The organism is Streptomyces celluloflavus (assembly GCA_000720995.1).
Lineage (GTDB): Bacteria > Actinomycetota > Actinomycetes > Streptomycetales > Streptomycetaceae > Streptomyces > Streptomyces celluloflavus.
The window spans coordinates 1-20,502 of sequence record JOEL01000021.1 but is presented as its reverse complement, the minus strand read 5'-3'; the positions used below and the strand labels follow the sequence as shown (position 1 = coordinate 20,502).

Genomic DNA, 20,502 nt, shown 5'->3' with positions numbered 1-20,502 from the left:
GACAGCGGGTCGGTTCGGAGCGCGTCGAGGCACCGATGCACGTTCGGCAACGCCACTCGGCACAATTCCTCCCAGCCCGCTACCGCCTCCGTCGTCCCGAAGACAACATTCCATCCGCTGAGCGGCGGGACACTGACCCGATCCCCCTTCTTCGGGCTCACCCACGCACCTCGACCTGGCCGAGGTCGTCGCCGTCGAGCGGACGCAGCGATTCCCTGAGCTGGTCAGGATCGGCATTGATGCGGGCCGTGGCGCGCCAAGAGATGATTGCGCGGTGCACGGCCTCCCCCGCCCCTAGTTCGGCGGCGTCCGACAGCGCTTCAAGAAGCTCGACGGTGAAGGCTCGGACCTCTTCCGCGTCAAGATGTCGCACCCAGGGGAACACCTCGGGCAGCGCGAGCAGGAGCGACTTGGCCCCGTCGTCCTGTTTCATCAGCGCGAGGAAAAGCCGGGACGCGGTAGTCAGGTTCTCCTCAGCGTGCTCCGCGCGCGTTGCTGTCGTCAGCACCATGTCAGGCGCATCCCGATGTGTGACGCGGAGACGCCCAAGGGCGGCAGCTCTGGCCGCGACACCCTTGGGATTGCGGGAAAGGTCGGTGAAGGAGACGGTCTCCGTCTCCGCTTCCAGACGCACGATAGCCATACTCAGAGCTTACTCAGATTACGTTCTGATTACTAGCGGAGCGGACCGTCCAGCGTTGAGCGCGCACACCTTCACCTTCCGCAAGCAGGAACAGGAAAAGACCCTCCACGAGGCCGTAACCCGCCTCCAGCGCCTCTGACGGACACCGCTCCGACCCGTCCCCCACGGCCCGCCGCCCACCCCATGGGCGGCGGGCCGTCGCATGCCGTGCCGTCGCCGCCGGCGCCCGTCCCGGAACCTCGGGCGCGCCCGCCTCCATAGTATGCTCAAATAAAATACGACCGTTTTAAATACGAGCGATTGAGGTTGGAAAGGTGCGTACGCGTAAGCGCAGATGGGTCTGGGGTTCGCTGCTCACCGTGGTGGTGCTGCTGGTCGGCGCCGGCGGCTGGGTGGTCTATCAGAACGAGTACGACATCAAAGAGGAGCAGGTGAAGATCACGGGCGGTAGGCAGCCGCTGAACGGGGTCCTCGCCCGCCCGGCCGAGGGGAAGGGGCCGCACGGACTGGTCGTGTTCGTGCACGGGGACGGGCCGCAGAACGCCACCCACGACACCTTCTACCGGCCGATCTGGGAGGCGATGGCCAAGGCCGGGTACGCGACCCTGTCCTGGGACAAGCCGGGCGTCAACGGCGCACCCGGCAACTGGCTGGACCAGAGCATCCAGGACCGGGCCGACGAGACGGTGGCGGCGATCAACTGGGCCAAGACCCAGCCCGGTATCGACCCTGGGCGGATCGGTCTGTGGGGCGCCAGCCAGGCCGGCTGGGTCATGCCCAAGGCCGCCCTGCAGACGTCCGACGTGCGCTTCATCATCGGTGTCGCGCCCGCGATGAACTGGCTCCAGCAGGGCCGCTACGACCTGGTCGCCACGCTCCGGGACCAGGGCGCCTCACCGGACGAGATCAAGAAGGCGATCGCCAAGAGCGACAAGAACCTGACCGCCCTGCGCAGCAGCGAGACGTACGAGGAGTACAAGGCCAAGGGCGGCGACGTCGAGGGGCTCTCACCGGACCGCTGGGCCTTCAACCGCCGGAACTACCTGTCGGATGTGAGCGCCGACCTGGCCAAGGTCAAGGTGCCGGTGCTGCTGGTCCTCGGCGGGCGTGACACCCACGTCGACAGCGACGACACCGAGGCCGGGTACCGGAAGCTGCTCACCGAGCCGGGCCGGCTCACGGTGAAGCGCTACGAGGACGCGACCCACAACATCGTCCCCAAGGGCATCGAGGACTCGGAGCTCAAGAGCACGTTCCTCGCCATCGCCGCACCGCGCTCGCTCTTCACCCCGGGCTACCTGGACGAACAGCAGAAGTTCCTGGCCGCCATCGGCCGTAAGTAAGTGGACCGGGCAGGCCCCGCCCCGGATACCGCACGCGGGCCCCCGGAGCCGATCGCTCCAGGGGCCCGCGCAGCCGGGATCCGTACCGTCGGGACTCAGTCCTCGTCGTCGTCCGGCTTCTTGTCGGAGTCGCCTTCGAGCTCGGACTCCAGGCCCAGCTGCTCGACGATCCACTTGTCGAATTCGATCGAGGCGCGAACCCAGCTGACCGTGCTCGACACGAAGTGCTCAAGGGCGACACCGGTGCCGATCAGCATCGATGCCTCACCGATCAGACGGACGGTGCCGTCGTCGTGGGTGTGGGTGTACGCCTTGGGCCACAGCGTCCGGCGGTTCCAGTCGTCGATCGCCTCCAGCAGCTTGACCTTGTCGTCAATGCCGTGGGCGCGGTCGTAGAACGTACGGACGGAGAAGATCTGCTGCTCTTCCTCGCCACGGAACATGAAGTACGTACGGAACTGCTCCCACGGGGCAGCGAGGTCACCCTCCTCGTCGACTACGTACTTCAGCTCCATCTGATCGAGGAGCTGCTTCACCAGGTCCTGGTCGGGCACGACGGGACCCTCAGGCCCCGACGGCTGCGGTTCGGGCTGGCCCCCGAAATTCGGAATCGAGGACGGGTCGATGCTCACCGTGGAATTCCCTTCGTATGGTCTGCGCCATCCTCCACCATCGTCGCCCCATCCTGGCAAGCCCGGTCCCGGCTGGAGTCGGCGCTCCATCCGTTGGGCGAGCTGCCCCACCCCACCGGACGGGTCGCGGAAGCGGCCGGACGGGTACGGGGCCGGGCCCGCCGCCCACCCGGACCGCGGGCCCGGCCGTACGGCTTCCGGCGGGCCAGGCCCCGCGGCTTCCGGGGTGCGAGGTCAGCGCACCGGCCGCACCGACAGGTGGTCCCCCGCCACCTCCACCCGTACCGTGTCGCCGTCCTGCACCTCGCCCGAGAGGATGGCGCGGGCGAGCTGGTCGCCGATGGCCGTCTGGACCAGGCGGCGCAGCGGGCGGGCGCCGTAGGACAGGTCCGGCAGGGACGTCGTGGCGGCATCCGGGGCCGGTTCCTGGCCGAGCCAGGCGAGCCAGGTCAGGGCGCCGTCGGTGACGTCCAGGGTGAGCCGGCGGTCGGCGAGCCGACGCTGGAGGTGGTCGATCTGGATCCGGGCGATCCGATGGAGCTGGTCCGTGCCGAGCGGGTGGAAGACCACCAGGTCGTCCAGCCGGTTGAGGAACTCCGGCCGGAAGGAGGCCCGTACGGTCTCCAGCACCTTCTCCCGCTTCTGCTCCTCCTTCAGCAGCGGGTCCATCAGGAAGTTGGACCCGAGGTTGGAGGTGAGGATGAGGATGGCGTTACGGAAATCGACCGTGCGGCCCTGGCCGTCGGTGAGCCGGCCGTCGTCGAGGACCTGGAGCAGCACATCGAAGACCTCGTGGTGCGCCTTCTCCACCTCGTCCAGCAGGACGACGCTGTACGGGCGGCGGCGGACCGCCTCCGTCAGCTGACCGCCCTCCTCGTAGCCGACATAGCCGGGCGGCGCGCCGACCAGCCGGGCGACGCTGTGCTTCTCGCCGTACTCGCTCATGTCGATCCGGACCATCGCCCGCTCGTCGTCGAAGAGGAAGTCCGCGAGCGCCTTGGCCAGCTCGGTCTTGCCGACGCCGGTCGGGCCGAGGAAGAGGAACGAGCCGGTGGGCCGGTCCGGGTCGGCGATACCCGCGCGGGTGCGCCGTACGGCGTCCGACACGGCCCGTACCGCCTCGGTCTGGCCGATCAGCCGCTTGCCCAGCTCGTCCTCCATGCGCAGCAGCTTCTGCGTCTCGCCTTCGAGGAGCCGGCCGGCCGGGATACCCGTCCAGGAGCCGACCACGTCGGCGATGTCGTCCGGGCCGACCTCCTCCTTGACCATCGACTCCTTGGACGCCTCCTGCTCGGCCTCCGCCTCGGCGGCCTCCGCGAGCTCCCGCTCCAGCCCCGGGATCTCGCCGTAGAGCAGCTTGGAAGCGGTGTCGAAGTCGCCGTCGCGCTGTGCGCGCTCGGCCTGGCCGCGCAGATCGTCGAGCCGCTCCTTGAGCTCACCGACGCGGTTGAGGCCCTGCTTCTCCTTCTCCCAGCGGGCGGTCAGGCCGCGCAGCTCCTCCTCCTTGTCGGCGAGGTCCTTGCGCAGCTTCTCCAGCCGCTGGACGGAGCCGGCGTCGGTCTCGTTCCGGAGCGCCAGCTCCTCCATCTTGAGCCGGTCCACGGCGCGCTGGAGCTCATCGATCTCGACGGGTGACGAGTCGATCTCCATCCGGAGCCGGGAGGCGGCCTCGTCGACCAGGTCGATGGCCTTGTCGGGGAGGAAGCGGGAGGTGATGTAGCGGTCGGAGAGGGTGGCGGCGGCGACCAGCGCGGAGTCCGCGATCTGCACCTTGTGGTGCGCCTCGTAGCGCCCCTTGAGGCCGCGCAGGATCGCGACGGTGTCCTCCACGCTCGGCTCGGCGACCAGCACCTGCTGGAAGCGCCGCTCCAGCGCCGCGTCCTTCTCGATCCGCTCGCGGTACTCGTCCAGCGTCGTCGCGCCGACCATCCGCAGCTCACCGCGGGCCAGCATCGGCTTGAGCATGTTGCCGGCGTCCATCGCGGAATCGCCGCCGGCGCCCGCGCCCACGACGGTGTGCAGCTCGTCGATGAAGGTGATGATCTGGCCGTCGCTGGACTTGATCTCGGCGAGGACGGTCTTCAGCCGCTCCTCGAACTCACCGCGGTACTTCGCGCCCGCGACCATCGCGCCCAGGTCCAGCGAGACCAGGCGCTTGTTGCGCAGCGACTCCGGCACATCGCCCTTGACGATCCGCTGGGCGAGGCCCTCGACGACGGCGGTCTTGCCGACGCCCGGCTCGCCGATCAGCACCGGGTTGTTCTTCGTCCGCCGGGACAGGACCTGCACCACCCGGCGGATCTCCTGGTCCCGGCCGATGACCGGGTCGAGCTTGCCCTCGCGGGCGGCCGCCGTGAAGTCCGTACCGAACTTCTCCAGCGCCTTGTACGTGCCCTCCGGGTCCGCGGTGGTCACCCGCTGTCCGCCCCGGCTCGCCTCGAAGGCGGCCAGCAGCTTCTTGGCGGTGGCCCCCTGCTGCGCCAGCAGCTCGCCGGTCCGGCCGCCCTTCGTGGCGATGCCGATCAGGAGGTGCTCGGTGGAGATGTACGCGTCGCCGAGTTCCTTGGCGCGCTGCGCGGCGTCCGCGATGACGGCGAGCAGTTCGCGGTCCGGCTGCGGCGGCGCGACGGTGGAGCCCTGCACGCTGGGCAGCCCCGCGAGCTGCCGCTCGGCGCCGGAGCGCAGCACGGCGGCGTCGGCCTCGACGGCCGACAGCAGGTCCATGATGTTCTCGTTGTCCTGCCCGGCCAGCAGCGCGAGCAGCAGATGCGCGGACGTCATGTCCGCATGCCCGGCGGTGATCGCCCGCTCATTGGCGGCGCTCAGCGCCTCACGGCTCTTGTTGGTCAGCTCGGCGTCCACGTCCTCGCGATCCTCCTCGTACTCGTCCTGCACTCATTCCGCCGCCTGCCGCGGCCATCACACCGACTCTGCACTTACCATCGTGCGATAAGTTGAGCCTACTCCACTCAAGGTTGAAACGGGGCGTCAACATCACCTCAGAAGCCCCTGCTTGCGAGTGAGGCGACCCGAACGCGCCTTCGCCACCGCTGCCGCCCGGCAGTCGTGCGTCAAGATCAAGAACATCGTCGCCGGTGCGGACGGCGCGCGCGGGTCGCCATGCGCCGGGGGCCGCAGCCGCCGGGCGACGCGGGAAGGCGCCGCACGGACCCGGGCCGGCCACCCGCCGGAAAAACGCGAACAGGGCCGGGGATCACCCGGCCCTGCTCGCGTGTGTGACACGGATGCGCCGCACGGCATACGGCCTTTACGGCACCCGGCCCGCTACTCGGGTCGCTTGGGCCGCCACACCACCAGCGCGCTGGTCTGCTGCACATCCTGGTACGGCACCAGATCGCGGCGGTAGGACGCGTGCACCGCCGCCTCCCGCTGCCGTATCGCGCTGGCCGCACCCTCCACGGCGCCCTGGAGCTCGGCGACCCGCTGCTGGAGCGCGGCGACCTGGTTCTCCAGCTCGATGATGCGCTTGATGCCGGCGAGGTTGATGCCCTCGGTCTGGGACAGCTGCTGCACCGTACGGAGCAGTTCGATGTCCCGGGCCGAGTAGCGGCGGCCCCGCCCGGCCGTACGGTCGGGCGAGACCAGACCCAGCCGGTCGTACTGCCGCAGGGTCTGCGGATGCAGTCCGGAGAGCTGAGCCGCGACGGAGATGACGTACACCGGCGACTCATCGGTCAGTTCATAGGGGTTACGACGCTGCCCGCCCCGGCTGTCCATCTCAAGCTCCCTTCGCGGCCTTGAAAAGCTCCGCCCGCGGGTCCGCTCCCGCGGTCGCCTCCCGATAGGACTCCAGCGACTCCTTCGCCTTGTCGCCGAGATCCTTGGGGACGATCACCTCGATGGTGACCAGCAGGTCACCCCGGGTGCCGTCCTTGCGGGTCGCGCCCTTGCCCCGGGCCCGCATGGTGCGGCCGTTGGGCGTCCCGGCCGGCAGCTTCAGCGTCACCGGCGGGCCGCCCAGCGTCGGCACCTTGACCTCGCCGCCGAGCGCCGCCTCCGGGAAGGTGACCGGCACCGTGACGGTGAGGTTGTCGCCCTTGCGGCCGAAGACCGGGTGGGCGTCGACATGCACCACGACATAGAGATCGCCCGCCGGGCCGCCCTGCTCACCGGGGGTGCCCTTACCGCGCAGCCGGATGCGCTGCCCGTCGGAGACACCCGCGGGGATACGGACCTGCATGGTGCGCGAACTCGTCGCGCGCCCGCTGCCCTTGCAGACCTCGCAGGGGTCCTGGGCGATCAGGCCCCGGCCCTTGCAGTCGGCGCACGGGTCGGTGAGCGAGAAGCCGCCGCCCGCGCCCCGGCTGACCTGTCCGGTGCCGACGCAGGTCGGGCAGACCCGCGGCGTACCGTTCTTGTCGCCGGTGCCCGAACACGCCTTGCACGGCGCCTGGCTGGACATCCGCAGCGGGACCGTGGCCCCGTCGACCGCCTCGGTGAAGCTGAGCGTCACCTCGGACTCGACGTCCTGCCCGCGCCGCGGCTGCGTACGGGTGCCCGCACCGCCGCGGTTGAACAGACCGCCGAACACGTCCCCGAGCCCGCCGCCGAAGCCGCCGGCGCCGCCACCCTGCCCCTGACCCTGCGAACCCCCGAAGAGGTCGCCCAGGTCGAAGTTGAAGCTGCCGCCCCCGCCGGGACCGGGACGGTAGCCGCCGTTGCCGAACAGCGCGCGCGCGTCGTCGTACTCCTTGCGGCGCTTGGCGTCACCCAGGATGTCGTTCGCCTCGGAGATCTCCTTGAAGCGCTCCTCGGCCTTGTCGTCACCCTTGTTGGCGTCCGGGTGGAACTCGCGGGCGAGCTTGCGGTACGCCTTCTTGATCTCCGCCTCGGTGGCGTCCTTCGGGACGCCGAGGACCTTGTAGTAGTCCTTCTCCACGAAGTCCTTGGTGCTCATCCCCGACGTCCCTCCTCTCGCACGGTGTTCCCTGGTGTCCTCACGTCAGCCCTCTTCCGGGCCACCGCTCTCCTCGTCCGAAGCCTTCGCGTCCTCTTCGGCGGGGGACTTGGTGGCCTGCGCGCCCGGCTGCGGCTCGGCGACGGCGACCCGCGCGGGGCGGATCGTCCGTTCACCGATGCGGTACCCGGGCTGCAGGATCGCGACGCACGTCGTCTCGGTGACATCTGGTGCGTACGAGTGCATCAGGGCTTCGTGGATCGTCGGGTCGAAGGGCTCGCCCTCCTTGCCGAACTGCTGAAGCCCCAGCTTGGCGACCGTGGTCTCCAGCGAGTCGGCCACCGACTTGAAGCCGCCGACCAGTTCGCCGTGCTCACTGGCGCGGCCGATGTCGTCGAGGATGGGCAGGAGCTCGGACAGGAGGTTCGCCGCGGCGATCTCCTTGACCGCGACCCGGTCCCGTTCCACCCGACGGCGGTAGTTCTGGTACTCCGCCTGGAGCCGCTGGAGGTCCGCCGTACGCTCGGTGAGCGCCGTACGCGCCTGGTCCAGCTGCGCCGTGAGAGCGATGTCCTGGGCTTGCTTGTCGTCCCCGGCCGGGGCCGAGCCCGCCTTGTCGGCGGACTCGGCACGCGCCGTGCCGTCAGAGTTACCTGCGGACTCGGTGTCGGAGGGGACGTCGGGCTTCTTCTCGAAACCCGGGGTCTCCTCCGTCACGCGGCACCGTCCTTCTTGGGCTTCTCGTCGTCGACGATCTCGGCGTCCACGACATCGTCCTCGGCCTTGGCCTGCTGGCCGCCCGCGGCACCGGCGGCACCCGCGGCGCCGCCACCGGCGGCCTGGGCGTCGGCGTACATGGCCTGGCCCAGCTTCTGGGAGACGGCCGCGACCTTCTCCGTGGCGGTGCGGATCTCGGCCGAGTCCTCGCCCTTGAGCTTCTCCTTCAGCTCGGCGACGGCGGTCTCGACCTCGGTCTTGACCTCGGCGGGAACCTTCTCCTCGTTGTCCTTGAGGAACTTCTCCGTCTGGTAGACGAGCTGCTCGCCCTGGTTACGGGACTCGGCGGCCTCGCGGCGCTTGTGGTCCTCGTCCGCGTAGCGCTCGGCCTCCTCGCGCATCCGGTCGACCTCGTCCTTCGGCAGCGAGGAGCCGCCGGTGACGGTCATCTTCTGCTCCTTGCCCGTGCCCAGGTCCTTCGCGGTCACGTGCATGATGCCGTTGGCGTCGATGTCGAAGGAGACCTCGATCTGCGGGACACCGCGCGGGGCCGGCGGCAGACCGGTCAGCTCGAACATCCCGAGCTTCTTGTTGTACGCCGCGATCTCGCGCTCGCCCTGGTAGACCTGGATCTGCACGGAGGGCTGGTTGTCCTCGGCGGTGGTGAAGATCTCGGACCGCTTGGTCGGGATCGTCGTGTTCCGCTCGATCAGCTTGGTCATGATGCCGCCCTTGGTCTCGATACCAAGCGACAGCGGGGTGACGTCCAGCAGCAGGACGTCCTTGACCTCGCCCTTGAGGACACCGGCCTGGAGGGTGGCGCCGATGGCGACGACCTCGTCCGGGTTGACGCCCTTGTTGGCTTCCTTGCCGCCGGTCATCTCCTTGACGAGCTCGGCGACGGCCGGCATACGGGTCGAACCGCCGACCAGGACCACGTGGTCGATCTCGGACAGGTTGATACCCGCGTCCTTGATGACGTTGTGGAACGGGGTCTTGCAGCGCTCCAGGAGGTCCGCGGTGAGCTGCTGGAACTGCGCCCGGGTGAGCTTCTCGTCCAGGTGCAGCGGGCCCTCGGCGGAGGCGGTGATGTAGGGCAGGTTGATCGTCGTCTCGGTGGAGGACGACAGCTCGATCTTCGCCTTCTCGGCGGCCTCGCGCAGACGCTGGAGCGCCATCTTGTCCTTGGCGAGGTCGACGCCGTGGCCGTTCTGGAACTGCTTGACCAGGTAGTCGACGACGCGCTGGTCCCAGTCGTCACCACCGAGGTGGTTGTCACCGTTGGTGGCCTTCACCTCGACGACGCCGTCGCCGATCTCCAGCAGCGAGACGTCGAAGGTGCCGCCACCGAGGTCGAAGACCAGGATGGTCTGGTCGTCCTTGTCCAGGCCGTAGGCGAGCGCGGCCGCGGTGGGCTCGTTGACGATGCGCAGGACGTTCAGTCCCGCGATCTCGCCGGCCTCCTTGGTGGCCTGGCGCTCGGAGTCGTTGAAGTACGCCGGGACGGTGATGACCGCGTCCACGACCTTCTCGCCCAGGTACGCCTCGGCGTCACGCTTCAGCTTCTGCAGGATGAAGGCGCTCATCTGCTGCGGGTTGAAGCCCTTGCCGTCGATCTCGATCTTCCAGTCGGTGCCCATGTGGCGCTTGACCGACCGGATGGTCCTGTCGACGTTGGTGACCGCCTGGCGCTTCGCGACCTCGCCGACGAGCACCTCGCCGTTCTTGGCGAAAGCGACGACGGACGGCGTGGTCCTGGCGCCCTCGGCGTTGGTGATGACGGTGGGCTCACCGCCTTCGAGAACACTGACGACGGAGTTCGTCGTGCCCAGGTCGATGCCGACCGCACGTGCCATTTCGATTCCTCCAGCTGACTTGAGTGGAACAGGCTCAAGCATGCGACACGGAGAGGAAGCCTGTCAACAGACCTGAGCGGAGTCCACTCAACTTTTATATCGCCCTTACCGTCACCGCTGTGTCACCGAAGACGCCCGGGGGGCTCCTCAGGGTTGCCTGCGCGACGCAGATCACCGGTCGGGCGGCTTCATGGGGCCCGGGATACTGGGTAATCTCAGCGCAGACCTGAAAAGTTACCGCTTAGTAATTCCGCTCTCGCAGGTACGAGGAGCCCCTATGCAACTCGCCGCGATCATCGTGTCGCTGGTGCTCATCGCGGTCGGCGTCGCATTGTTCGGCCGCGCCGTCTTGCAGATCTACCGCTTCGTCCGGCTCGGCCAGCCCGTACCCGCCGGCACCCGGACCGACGACCCGAAGCAACGCACGGTCACGGTGGTCAAGGAGTTCCTCGGCCACACCCGGATGAACCGCTGGGGCGTCGTCGGCGTCGCGCACTGGTTCGTGGCGGTGGGCTTCTTCTCACTGCTGCTGACGATCGTCAACGCCATCGGCCAGCTCTTCCGGGCCGACTGGCTGATCCCGGTGATCGGCGACTGGCTGCCGTACGAGATCTTCACCGAGTTCCTCGGTCTGATGACGACGGTCGGCATCCTCGTCCTGATCGTCATCCGGCAGCTGAGCAAGCCCGGCAAGGCGGGCCGCAAGTCCCGCTTCACCGGCTCCAACTTCGGCCAGGCGTACTTCGTCGAGGCGGTCATCCTCATCGTCGGCCTGTCGATCATGACGCTGCGCGCCCTGGAAGGCGTCCAGCACGGCGTCGACGGTTACGAGGCCGGGTTCTTCGCCTCCTATCCGCTGATCCTGGCGTTCAAGGGGCTCGGCCTCGGCACGATCCAGAACCTCACCTACCTCGTCGCGATGATCAAGATCGGGACGTCCTTCATCTGGATGATCACGGTCGCCCTCAAGACCGACATGGGCGTGGCCTGGCACCGCTTCCTGGCCTTCCCCAACATCTGGTTCAAGCGCGAGGCGTCCGGCGATGTGGCGCTCGGCGCGCTCCAGCCGATGGCCAGCGAGGGCAAGCCGATCGACTTCGAGGACCCGGGCGAGGACGACCAGTTCGGTGTCTCGCAGATCGAGCACTTCTCCTGGAAGGGCCTGCTCGACTTCTCCACCTGCACCGAATGCGGCCGCTGCCAGTCGCAGTGCCCCGCCTGGAACACCGGTAAGCCGCTGTCGCCGAAGCTGCTCATCATGTCGCTGCGCGACCACGCGCACGCCAAGGCTCCGTACCTCCTGGCGGGCGGCGGCAAGGACGCGGAGGGCAACGAGAAGGCGAGCGCCGAGCAGCTCGCCGACGTACCGGCCGCCGCGCTGGCCGAGGCCGAGCGCCCGCTGATCGGCACCCTCGAAGAGAACGGCGTGATCGACCCGGACGTCCTGTGGTCCTGCACCACCTGCGGCGCCTGCGTCGAGCAGTGCCCGGTCGACATCGAGCACATCGACCACATCGTCGACATGCGCCGCTACCAGGTCATGATCGAGTCGTCGTTCCCCTCCGAGGCCGGGACGATGCTCAAGAACCTGGAGAAGAAGGGCAACCCCTGGGGCCTGGCGAAGAAGCAGCGGCTGGCGTGGACCAAGGAGGTCGACTTCGCGGTACCGGTCGTCGGCAAGGACATCGAGGACCTCACCGAGGTCGACTACCTCTACTGGGTCGGCTGCGCCGGCGCCCTGGAGGACCGGGCCAAGAAGACCACCAAGGCGTTCGCGGAGCTGCTGCACATCGCGGGCGTGCAGTTCGCCATCATGGGCGGCGACGAGGCGTGCACCGGTGACTCCGCCCGCCGCCTGGGCAACGAGTTCCTCTTCCAGCAGCTCGGCCAGCAGAACGTCGAGATGCTGAACACGGCGTTCGGCGAGGACGCCGACGAGGGCGTGACGGTCCCCAAAGCGAAGAAGAAGATCGTCGCGACCTGCCCGCACTGCTTCAACACCCTCGCGAACGAGTACCCCCAGCTGGGCGGCGAGTTCGAGGTCATCCACCACACCCAGCTGCTCCAGCACCTCATCGACGAGGGCAAGCTCGTCCCCGTCACGCCGGTCGAGGGTCTGATCACGTACCACGACCCCTGCTACCTGGGCCGCCACAACAAGGTCTACACACCGCCGCGCGAGATCATCGCCAAGGTGCCGGGCCTGCGCAACGAGGAGATGCACCGCCACAAGGAGCGCGGCTTCTGCTGCGGCGCCGGCGGCGCGCGGATGTGGATGGAGGAGCGGATCGGCAAGCGCGTCAACAACGAGCGCGTCGACGAGGCCCTCTCCCTCAACCCCGACATCGTCTCCACCGCCTGCCCCTTCTGCCTCGTCATGCTCACCGACTCGGTGAACGCCAAGAAGAACGACGGCGAGGCCAAGGAGTCCATCCAGGTCGTGGACGTGGCCCAGCTGCTGCTGGACTCCGTCAGGACCCCCGCCGACCCGGCGGACGACCCGGCACCGGCGGACGCACCGGAGCCGGTGAAGTAGGCGAAACAGCGACGTCACCCCTTACCGACGGCCGGTCCCGCAGCACGCGGGACCGGCCGTCGGCGCGTACGGCGCGGCACATCGGCGAACATGGCGGTGCGCGTGACAGTGCGCGTGACGGCGAACACGGCGGCGGACATGCCGGCGAACCCGGCAGCGAACCGGGCAACGGGCACACCAACCGGGCACCACAACTGATACGGCAGCAGAGCAACGGCAGTGACAAGCGGTAACAGCGGCAACAGCAACAACAAAGGCAGCAGCAGGGTGGGGCACGGCACGGGTATGCGTACGGACAGGCCGCTCGGCGCCCCTCTCTCCCTCCCCCTCGGGATCCCGCTCGCCCTCCTGGCCGTTCTGCTCACCGCCTGTGCGGGCACCCCGGCACCCCCGCCGTCCGACGCCCGCCCCAGCCCCCGCCCGTCGGCCTCGCCCGTCGCCGCCGTCCCCTCCGTCGGCGTCCTGACCAGCGAAGGCGACCACTGGTGCACGGCGAGCGTGGTGGACAGCCCGCAGGGCAATGTGATCGCCACCGCCGCCCACTGCGTCTTCTTCCAGGAGGAGGACGAGCAGGACGGTTACGAGGCCGGGTACTTCGACGGCGACCTGGAGTTCGCCCCGCAGTACTCCGGCGCCGCCCCCGGCCGCTACCCGTACGGGAAGTGGCGGGTCACCGGCATCCACGTCAACACCCTGTGGAGAGACGAGAACGAGGACCGGGGCGACTACGCCTTCCTGACCGTCGCGCGGGACGCCCGCGGCCGCACCCTCCAGGAGGTCGTCGGCGCCGTCGTCCCCGACTGGACCTCCGGCCCGCGCCGCCGCGTCACCGTCATCGGCTACCCCAACGAGGACCACAACCCCGGTAACCGCCCCGTCTCCTGCACCACCCGCACCCGCCGCGACGCCGACGAGCCGTACATGGTGCGGATGGAGTGCGCCGGCCTGTGGAGCGGCACCAGCGGCAGCCCCTGGCTCGCCGACCACGGCGGCCCGGACCGCCCCGGGCGCCTGATCGGCGTACTGAGCGGCGGCGACACCGACCGTGAATCGGTGGCGGTGCTCTTCGACCACCGGGCCCGCGATCTGTACGAGCGGGCGGTGCGGGCCGGCGCGACCTGAGGATCCGGGCGGCGGCCACGGGGCGGGACCGGGGCCCGGGACCCCGTCGCCGGCCGGCGTCACCCCCGTACCGGGTGCCCCGGCCGTACCGGCAGCCCGAACTGTGTGCGGCACTGCGCCGCCCGGAGGGGACCGTGCGCGGTGTGTGGGGACCCCCGCCGCGCGTGTGCCCCGAGTCCGGCGAATGCGCTCGGCGGCCGGCCCGGTTCTGCCCGGATGATCGTTACGCCCGGGGCCCTTACGCCTCCGCCCGTACGGGTGCGCCCCTACGGTCAGGCGGGTGCGCGACCCGGAGGCATCGCCCCGTCACCGGCGTCAAGGGGGCAGGCCGAACGCCGACGGCGCTACCGCGCGCTCTGCCGGGGCGAACTCCGGGCGTGGTTGTCTCTGGACCGTCGAATTCATGGCGTCCCGCACAACTCACCGCACACGGAAAGAGAAAAGCGGTGCACCGCGGCGGCGTCACGTTTCCTGAATAGCCGCCAGGAGACTGCGCGGCGAGCGACGGGAGCAAGCGAATGGAATCTCCTCAAGCATCGGAATCGACCGTCCGGAGTGAATTCCGAAACCGCGGGGTCCGGAGCGTCACGGCGGCAGCCGTCCTGCTGGCGGCCGGCGCGCTGAACCTGGCGGCCGAAGGGCCCGCCGAGGCCCGGAGCGCCAGGACCTGGGACCTCCTGGCCGGGTGCGAGAGCGGCGGAAACTGGCATACCGATACGGGGAACGGATTCTCCGGAGGGTTACAGATCGCCCATCCCACCTGGCGCTCCAACGGCGGCGGCGCGTACGCGTCCCGCGCGGCGCGGGCGACCAGGCAGCAGCAGATCCAGGTGGCGGAACGGGTACTGGCCCGCCAGGGGTGGCGCGCCTGGCCCGCCTGCTCGGCCTCGCTGGGGCTCCGCTCGACCGCCTCGCGCGACACCACACCGCACACCGCCGCACCGCCGCGAAAAGCCGCCGAGACCGCTCCCGAGCCGCTCCGGCACTCGCGGTCCCGGAAAAGCCGGGACGACGCGGGGCGCCACCAGAAAACCACCGAATCCGTCGTCGTCAATTCGGGAGACACGGTGAGCGGTATCGCCTACGCGCACGGAATGGACTGGCAGGACTTCTACCGCCAGAACCGCCAGGAAATCGGCGCCGATCCGAACCTCATCTTCCCCGGTATGCGGCTGACCGTACGGCACACCGGCACCGACTGAACGCATTCCGCAACACCCCGGCATTCCCCCGCCCGCCTTCTGGGGAATGCCGGGAAGGGGGTCCCGGGCGGGCGGGGAGCACAGGCCGGCCGTCCACTGATCGGCGAACGGGGGCCTGCGCTCCCCGCCCACCATCGCCACTACACCCCAACTCGTATGCCCCAACGAAGAGTTGGCGCGCCCCACCCGCCTCGACGCGAACGTTCAACATGTCGAATCGGTTGCCCACCGCGGCCCGCCGCCTCAGCCCCGGCGGTCTGACGCTGCATGTCTTCCAACTCAACACCGCCGCCCGCGCGTTCTACGCGCACCACGGCTTCGCCGTCATCGCCACGGGCAACGGCGGCGACAACATGGAGAACCTGCCCGAACTGACCCTCCGGTGGTCCCCCGGCCGGACCGAGAGCTGACCCGCCCGGCCCGGACCCCGCCCGGCCACTCCCCGACCGCCACCGCCCGGCCGCCGCCCCCACCCCCACCTCTCACCCGCACAGCCCAACCCCACAACACGCCCCGCCCGCCCCGGAACGGCCGCCCGCCGCCCCGCGCGCTCCCGCAGCACACGCCCCTCCCGTAGTACTCCCGTACCCCTCTTCCCGTATGCCCTCCTCCCCCGGACCCGTCCCCCCTCCCGGATTCCCTTAGGGGATGTCACAGCTCGGCGGCAAACCCCCGTCCGATGTCCCAGCTCCCGCACCCAGGTTGCGCAGACCAGGTACTTTCGATGACGTGGCTGGATTCAGGATGGGTCGCGGACGGGATGCCCGCTCCGCGCAGGACGGACAGCAGCAGGGGCAGCAGGCGCCGTACGGGCAGCAAGGGCCGTACGGACAGCAGCCCCCGCCTCCGCACGGACAGTGGCAGCAGCCGCCGCAACCACCGCAGCAGTACGGCGGCCAACCGCAGGGACAGCCTCAGGGCCAACCGCAGGGACAGCCCCCGGGCCGGCCGTACGGGCAGCACGGCGAGCCCGAGTACTTCGGCGACGGCGGGTACCAGTCCCAGCAGCAGTCCGGGTACCAGTCCCAGCAGCAGCAGTCCTACGCGCCGTACGCCGACCACAGCGCCCCGGGGCACACCCAGCAGTTCAGCGTGGGCGAGGCCCCGTACGCCGATCAGTACGCCGGCCCCGGGGGGAACGGCGCCGACAGCCAGTACGCCGACGGCGGCGTCTACCGCGCCGGTCAGACCACCGCGCCGCCGGCCGGGCCCCGGCTGCACTGGAAGCAACTGCTGTCCGGCATCGTGCTGCGCCCCGACCCCACGTTCTGGCAGATGCGGGACCACAAGATGTGGGGCCCGGCGCTGACCGTCACCTTGATCTACGGCCTGCTCGCGGTCTTCGGCTTCGACCGGGCCCGCGAGGACGTGCTGAACGCCACCCTCTCCAACAGCATCCCGTGGGTGCTGATCACCTGCGTGATGTTCGTCCTCGGCAGCCTGATCCTGGGCGCGGTCACCCACACCATGGCCCGCCAGCTCGGCGGCGACGGTGCCTGGGCCCCGACCATCGGCCTGTCCATGCTGATCACGTCGATCTCGGACGCGCCCCGGCTGCTCTTCGCGATGTTCCTCGGCGGCGACAGCACCCTGGTGCAGTTGCTGGGCTGGCTGACCTGGCTGGCGGGCGGCTACCTCCTGACCTCCATGGTCGGCAAATCGCACGACCTGCCGTGGCCCAAGGCCCTGGGCGCCTCCGCGATCCAGCTGGTCGCCCTGCTCGCCCTGGTGAAGCTCGGCACGCTGTAGGCCCCGCCCACCGCGCCGCTCCAGCCCCAGGACAAAGGGCCCCGTTCCGAGCCCGAGGACTCGGAACGGGGCCCTTCGCCATACTCTCCGGACCGGACCGCGCCCTTCCCGCTCTTGGTCGGCTGGCCGCGCGCTCCGCTAGGCGAACCGCTGGCCCGCCGACCCGTCGCACGGCTGGAGCCGCAGCGGATCCTTCGCCGCGCCCAGCGTCAGGCAGAGCGACTGCGCGGCCGCCGGCCGGACCGTACCGCCGTCCGCCCGTACGAACTGCTGGTTGGCCGCGCCCGAGCAGTTCCAGAGGATCAGCCCGGCGCCCCGCTCGTACCGGGCGCCCGGTACGTCCAGGCACCGGTCCTGGGTCAGCTCCACATGCAGCGACCGGTGCTCCTGGTCGTACCACCAGCCCTGATTGCGCTGCCCGTTGCAGTCCCAGCCGCCGACGGCCGTACCGTTCCCGCTGGCCGCACCGTTCGCGTCCACACAGCTGCCGGTGGCCGCGTTCTTGACCGGCCGGTACGCGTCATCCCAGGCCACCGGGTACAGCTTCGGCTGCCCGGTGCTCGCCGAATCGGCGCAGGACGCCTCGCGCAGCCCCGCCGCGTACAGCTGCGTCAGGCAGGACGCGAAGGCGCCGTGACCGCGCGCGTTCGGGTGGAAGGACTGCCGCACCGAGTTCGCATCCGGCGGGAAGGGGTTGGAGATGTTCACATACAGCCCGCGGGCCCAGGTGTCCTCCATGCACACCTCGTGCCCGTGGAAGAGCCGCGAGGCGTCGAGGTAGGTGGCCCCGGAGTCCGTCGCGGCCTTCCGCACGCCCTTCTCGAAGGCGGGTACCGCGGTGTTGCGCCCCCAGGCCGAGTCGGAGGTGTACCCCGTGCAGCCGCCCGGGATCTTGCCGGGGAAGTTCGGGTTGTCCGTCACATCCGGCCCGATCGGACTGGGATACGACATCACCACGAGCTTGTAGTCGCCGTCCGCGTACCCCGCGTCCCGCATCACGGTCCGCAGATCGCCGACGGTCCCCTCGACCTTCGGCACCAGCCCGTCGACCCGCGCCTGCCACCCCGGTGTGTACTTCGGCTCGCAGGTGCCCTGCAACAGGAACCACCGCGTGACGCAGTCCGTCATCACCGGCCCGAACTGGAGATCGTCATTGGCGCCCGCCACCAGCAGGACCATCTTCAGCCGGGTGTTGCGGGCCGCGATCGCCAGACTGTCGCTCTGCACCAGCTCATCGGCGTACTGCTTGCTGCCGCCGATCCGGATGTTGCCGGTGTACGCGCCGGAACAGGCGACGTTGTACGTCACATCCGCCGCGATCCCGGTCCGGTGGATCGCCGAGTCCGGCGACCGGTGGCACCAGTTGGTGGGCCCGTCCGTGCCCGGCTCGTACGTCCCGACACCCTCACCGGAGATCTCGCTGTCACCCAGCGAGATCAACGAGGTCTTGCGCTCACCGAGCGGCCGCTCGGCCGGGTCGCCGTAGAGCTTCGCCGCCTGCTGCGCCCGGATCTTCTCCAGCTCGGGCGGCAGCGGTTTCACGGCCGCCGCGGAGCCGGGCGCCGCGACCGCCGCGGTCGCCGTGGCCTCGGCGGCGGTGCTCACCCCGCCCATCGACGCCGACACGGTCAGTGCCGCGGCCAGCGTCGCGACGACGGTCATCAGCCGTCGCCCACGTCTCGGACGCATCATGGGGCCTCCCCTCCGGTCTGCTGTTACCGCCGGTTTCTACTCGGAGGTAGCCACCGGCGGAACACCCGGAACGGAAATGGCCGAAAGCGCACCGCGACAGACGGCCGCCCGTCGCGCCCGCGCACGGCTCGCCCGCCAACTCCCGTACACGGCACGGGAGATCACCCGCGCCACCACACCCCGCACACCGGGAGCCCGGCCCGCCCACCGCACCTCAGGCACCGAGGGCTCACGCCGCACGTCAGGCGTCGAGGGCTCGCCCTGCCTGTACGTCAGGCGTCGAGAATCTGGTTCTCCCGCCGCACGACCGGCGGCTCGACGCTCCACGGGAAGTTGATCCACTCGTCCGTGCGCTTCCACACGTACTCGCACTTCACCAGCGAATGCGACTTCTCGTAGATCACCGCGCTGCGCACCTCCGCCACGGTCCCCTGGCAGAAGTCGTGCACCAGCTTCAGCGTCTTTCCGGTGTCGGCGACGTCGTCCGCGATCAGCACCTTCTTCTGCGAGAAGTCGATCGCGTTCGGCACCGGCGCCAGCATGACCGGCATCTCCAACGTGGTGCCGACCCCGGTGTAGAACTCCACGTTCACCAGGTGGATGTTCTTGCAGTCCAGCGCGTACGCCAGGCCACCCGCGACGAAGACACCACCGCGGGCGATCGACAGCACGACATCGGGCTCGTAGCCGTCGTCCGCGATCGTCTGCGCCAGCTCGCGGATCGCACCGCCGAAGCGCTCGTACGTCAGGTTCTCCCGCACGTCACTCACGTATCTCTCTCAGATCTCTCAGATCTCTCGGATCGCTCTCAGACCTTCGCCGGCCGCCGAGACCGCTCCCCCTGCTCCCGGGACCGTTCCTCGGTCTCCGGGGCCCTGCCTTCCGCTCGGCCGGCGCGCGGGTGCCCGCCGGCCGGCGCCTGCTCACACCTGCGTACGGTGAAAGTTCTGGAACGACCGCGACGGGGTCGGGCCGCGCTGCCCCTGGTAGCGGGAGCCGTAGTGCGCGGAGCCGTACGGGTGCTCGGCCGCCGAGGTCAGCCGGAACATGCACAGCTGCCCGATCTTCATACCCGGCCACAGCTTGATCGGCAGCGTCGCGACATTGCTCAGCTCCAGCGTGACGTGCCCGCTGAACCCGGGGTCGATGAACCCGGCGGTCGAGTGCGTCAGCAGCCCCAGCCGCCCCAGCGAGCTCTTGCCTTCCAGCCGCGAGGCCAGGTCCTCCGGCAGCGTGATGACCTCGTACGTCGAGGCGAGCACGAACTCACCGGGGTGCAGGATGAACGCCTCTTCCCCCTCCGGCACGACCTCACGGGTCAGATCGGCCTGCTCGACGGCGGGGTCGATGTGCGGGTAGCGGTGATTCTCGAACACCCGGAAGTAGCGATCGAGCCGCACGTCAATGCTCGACGGCTGCACCATCGATGCGTCGTAGGGGTCGATGCGCACCCGACCTGCGTCGATCTCGGCCCGGATGTCCTTGTCTGAGAGAAGCACGCAGACGAGGATACGCGCCCGCACCACCCCCGCCGCACGACGAGGGCCCGGCCCCCACCGGGACCGGACCCTCGCCCACAGCCTCCACCGGCTTCCGCCCGCTTCGGTCTGTCTCCGCCTGCTTCCGCCTGCTTCCGTCTTCCGCAAGCTCCCGCTACGGCGCCGCCGCTATCTCACTCCGGCGCCGCCGCACCACCACGGCCGACTACCGCTTCGCGTACTCCACCGGCACCGAATGCCGCAGCCGAGCACAGCGTGGGCAGCGCAACAGCCGTCCGGGCCCGAGCCGGTCGGTGGTCTGCATGGGGAACGAAGCGGTGCTGAACACGTGCCCTTCGGCACAACGTACGACGGTGCGCTCCATCAAGTCCCTCTCCCAAATCCGTGGACAACAATTGCCACATTAGGGGATGAACTGGGCGCCGCCACACGCGGCACTCCGACGCCCCACCGTACGCCTCAACTCCCGTACCCCACACCCGCATCCCACCCCACCCCCCGTTATGTTTTTCGCGGTCCTGCAAGAGGGCCGCTGGCCTCCGGGCCTGGCATGACTTTTGCCCCCTGTCGAACGGATGACCTGGGGGGTGGTG

The 20,502-nt window shown here is 69.6% G+C and carries 16 protein-coding genes; 6 read left to right on the top strand and 10 right to left on the bottom strand.

Annotated elements, in window-relative coordinates; all coding sequences use genetic code 11:
* Positions 1–157 precede the first annotated feature (157 nt).
* Positions 158–643, bottom strand: coding sequence for a hypothetical protein (locus IH09_RS20495; RefSeq protein WP_052858433.1), 486 nt, complete (start codon positions 641–643; stop codon positions 158–160).
* A 314-nt stretch (positions 644–957) separates the two neighbouring features.
* Here IH09_RS20495 and IH09_RS20490 point away from each other — a divergent pair, with 314 nt between their 5' ends.
* Positions 958–1,986 carry a serine aminopeptidase domain-containing protein gene (locus IH09_RS20490; protein WP_052858431.1) on the top strand — a complete coding sequence of 343 codons (1,029 nt, stop codon included), beginning with the start codon at positions 958–960 and terminating at the stop codon, positions 1,984–1,986.
* Positions 1,987–2,081: 95 nt separating this feature from the next.
* Here the strand turns inward: IH09_RS20490 and IH09_RS20485 are convergent, their stop codons facing one another.
* From IH09_RS20485 to dnaK, 6 genes are all read right to left on the bottom strand, one after another.
* The gene (locus IH09_RS20485) at positions 2,082–2,618 is read right to left on the bottom strand and encodes a YbjN domain-containing protein (protein ID WP_052858429.1); all 537 of its coding nucleotides are present in this window, start codon (positions 2,616–2,618) and stop codon (positions 2,082–2,084) included.
* Between the two features lie 234 nt (positions 2,619–2,852).
* Positions 2,853–5,480, bottom strand: a complete 2,628-nt coding sequence (clpB, locus tag IH09_RS20480) for an ATP-dependent chaperone ClpB (protein ID WP_052858573.1) — start codon at positions 5,478–5,480, stop codon at positions 2,853–2,855.
* A 423-nt stretch (positions 5,481–5,903) separates the two neighbouring features.
* Entirely contained in the window at positions 5,904–6,356 is a 453-nt protein-coding gene (locus tag IH09_RS20475; RefSeq protein WP_052858427.1) for a heat shock protein transcriptional repressor HspR, read from the bottom strand.
* Position 6,357: 1 nt separating this feature from the next.
* Positions 6,358–7,536: a molecular chaperone DnaJ gene (dnaJ, locus tag IH09_RS20470; RefSeq protein ID WP_052858426.1), complete on the bottom strand. Its 1,179-nt coding sequence runs from the start codon at positions 7,534–7,536 to the stop codon at positions 6,358–6,360.
* Positions 7,537–7,581: 45 nt separating this feature from the next.
* Positions 7,582–8,253: a nucleotide exchange factor GrpE gene (gene grpE, locus IH09_RS20465; protein ID WP_052858424.1), complete on the bottom strand. Its 672-nt coding sequence runs from the start codon at positions 8,251–8,253 to the stop codon at positions 7,582–7,584.
* Entirely contained in the window at positions 8,250–10,109 is a 1,860-nt protein-coding gene (dnaK, locus tag IH09_RS20460; protein WP_052858422.1) for a molecular chaperone DnaK, read from the bottom strand. Before dnaK ends, grpE begins: the two co-directional genes overlap by 4 nt.
* 277 nt (positions 10,110–10,386) lie before the next feature.
* On the opposite strand from dnaK, the gene IH09_RS20455 reads away from it, so the two are divergent.
* The 5 genes from IH09_RS20455 (at position 10,387) to IH09_RS20435 (ending at position 16,718) form a co-directional block, all read left to right on the top strand.
* Positions 10,387–12,645, top strand: coding sequence for a (Fe-S)-binding protein (locus tag IH09_RS20455; protein WP_052858420.1), 2,259 nt, complete (start codon positions 10,387–10,389; stop codon positions 12,643–12,645).
* Between the two features lie 219 nt (positions 12,646–12,864).
* Positions 12,865–13,767, top strand: coding sequence for a trypsin-like serine peptidase (locus tag IH09_RS20450; protein ID WP_318279499.1), 903 nt, complete (start codon positions 12,865–12,867; stop codon positions 13,765–13,767).
* Between the two features lie 518 nt (positions 13,768–14,285).
* A complete protein-coding gene (locus tag IH09_RS20445; protein WP_052858418.1) occupies positions 14,286–14,969 on the top strand; it encodes a LysM peptidoglycan-binding domain-containing protein in 684 nt (227 codons plus the stop codon).
* A gap of 209 nt (positions 14,970–15,178) precedes the next feature.
* Entirely contained in the window at positions 15,179–15,379 is a 201-nt protein-coding gene (locus tag IH09_RS20440) for an N-acetyltransferase (RefSeq protein WP_318279498.1), read from the top strand.
* A gap of 334 nt (positions 15,380–15,713) precedes the next feature.
* Entirely contained in the window at positions 15,714–16,718 is a 1,005-nt protein-coding gene (locus IH09_RS20435; RefSeq protein ID WP_052858415.1) for a Yip1 family protein, read from the top strand.
* Positions 16,719–16,856: 138 nt separating this feature from the next.
* Here IH09_RS20435 and IH09_RS20430 read toward each other — a convergent pair whose 3' ends face one another.
* From IH09_RS20430 to dcd, 3 genes are all read right to left on the bottom strand, one after another.
* Entirely contained in the window at positions 16,857–18,407 is a 1,551-nt protein-coding gene (locus IH09_RS20430) for a ricin-type beta-trefoil lectin domain protein (RefSeq protein ID WP_052858569.1), read from the bottom strand.
* 275 nt (positions 18,408–18,682) lie between these two features.
* Positions 18,683–19,180, bottom strand: a complete 498-nt coding sequence (locus IH09_RS20425) for a phosphoribosyltransferase (protein ID WP_052858414.1) — start codon at positions 19,178–19,180, stop codon at positions 18,683–18,685.
* Positions 19,181–19,333: 153 nt separating this feature from the next.
* Positions 19,334–19,909: a dCTP deaminase gene (gene dcd / locus IH09_RS20420; RefSeq protein WP_052858567.1), complete on the bottom strand. Its 576-nt coding sequence runs from the start codon at positions 19,907–19,909 to the stop codon at positions 19,334–19,336.
* Positions 19,910–20,502: the final 593 nt, after the last annotated feature.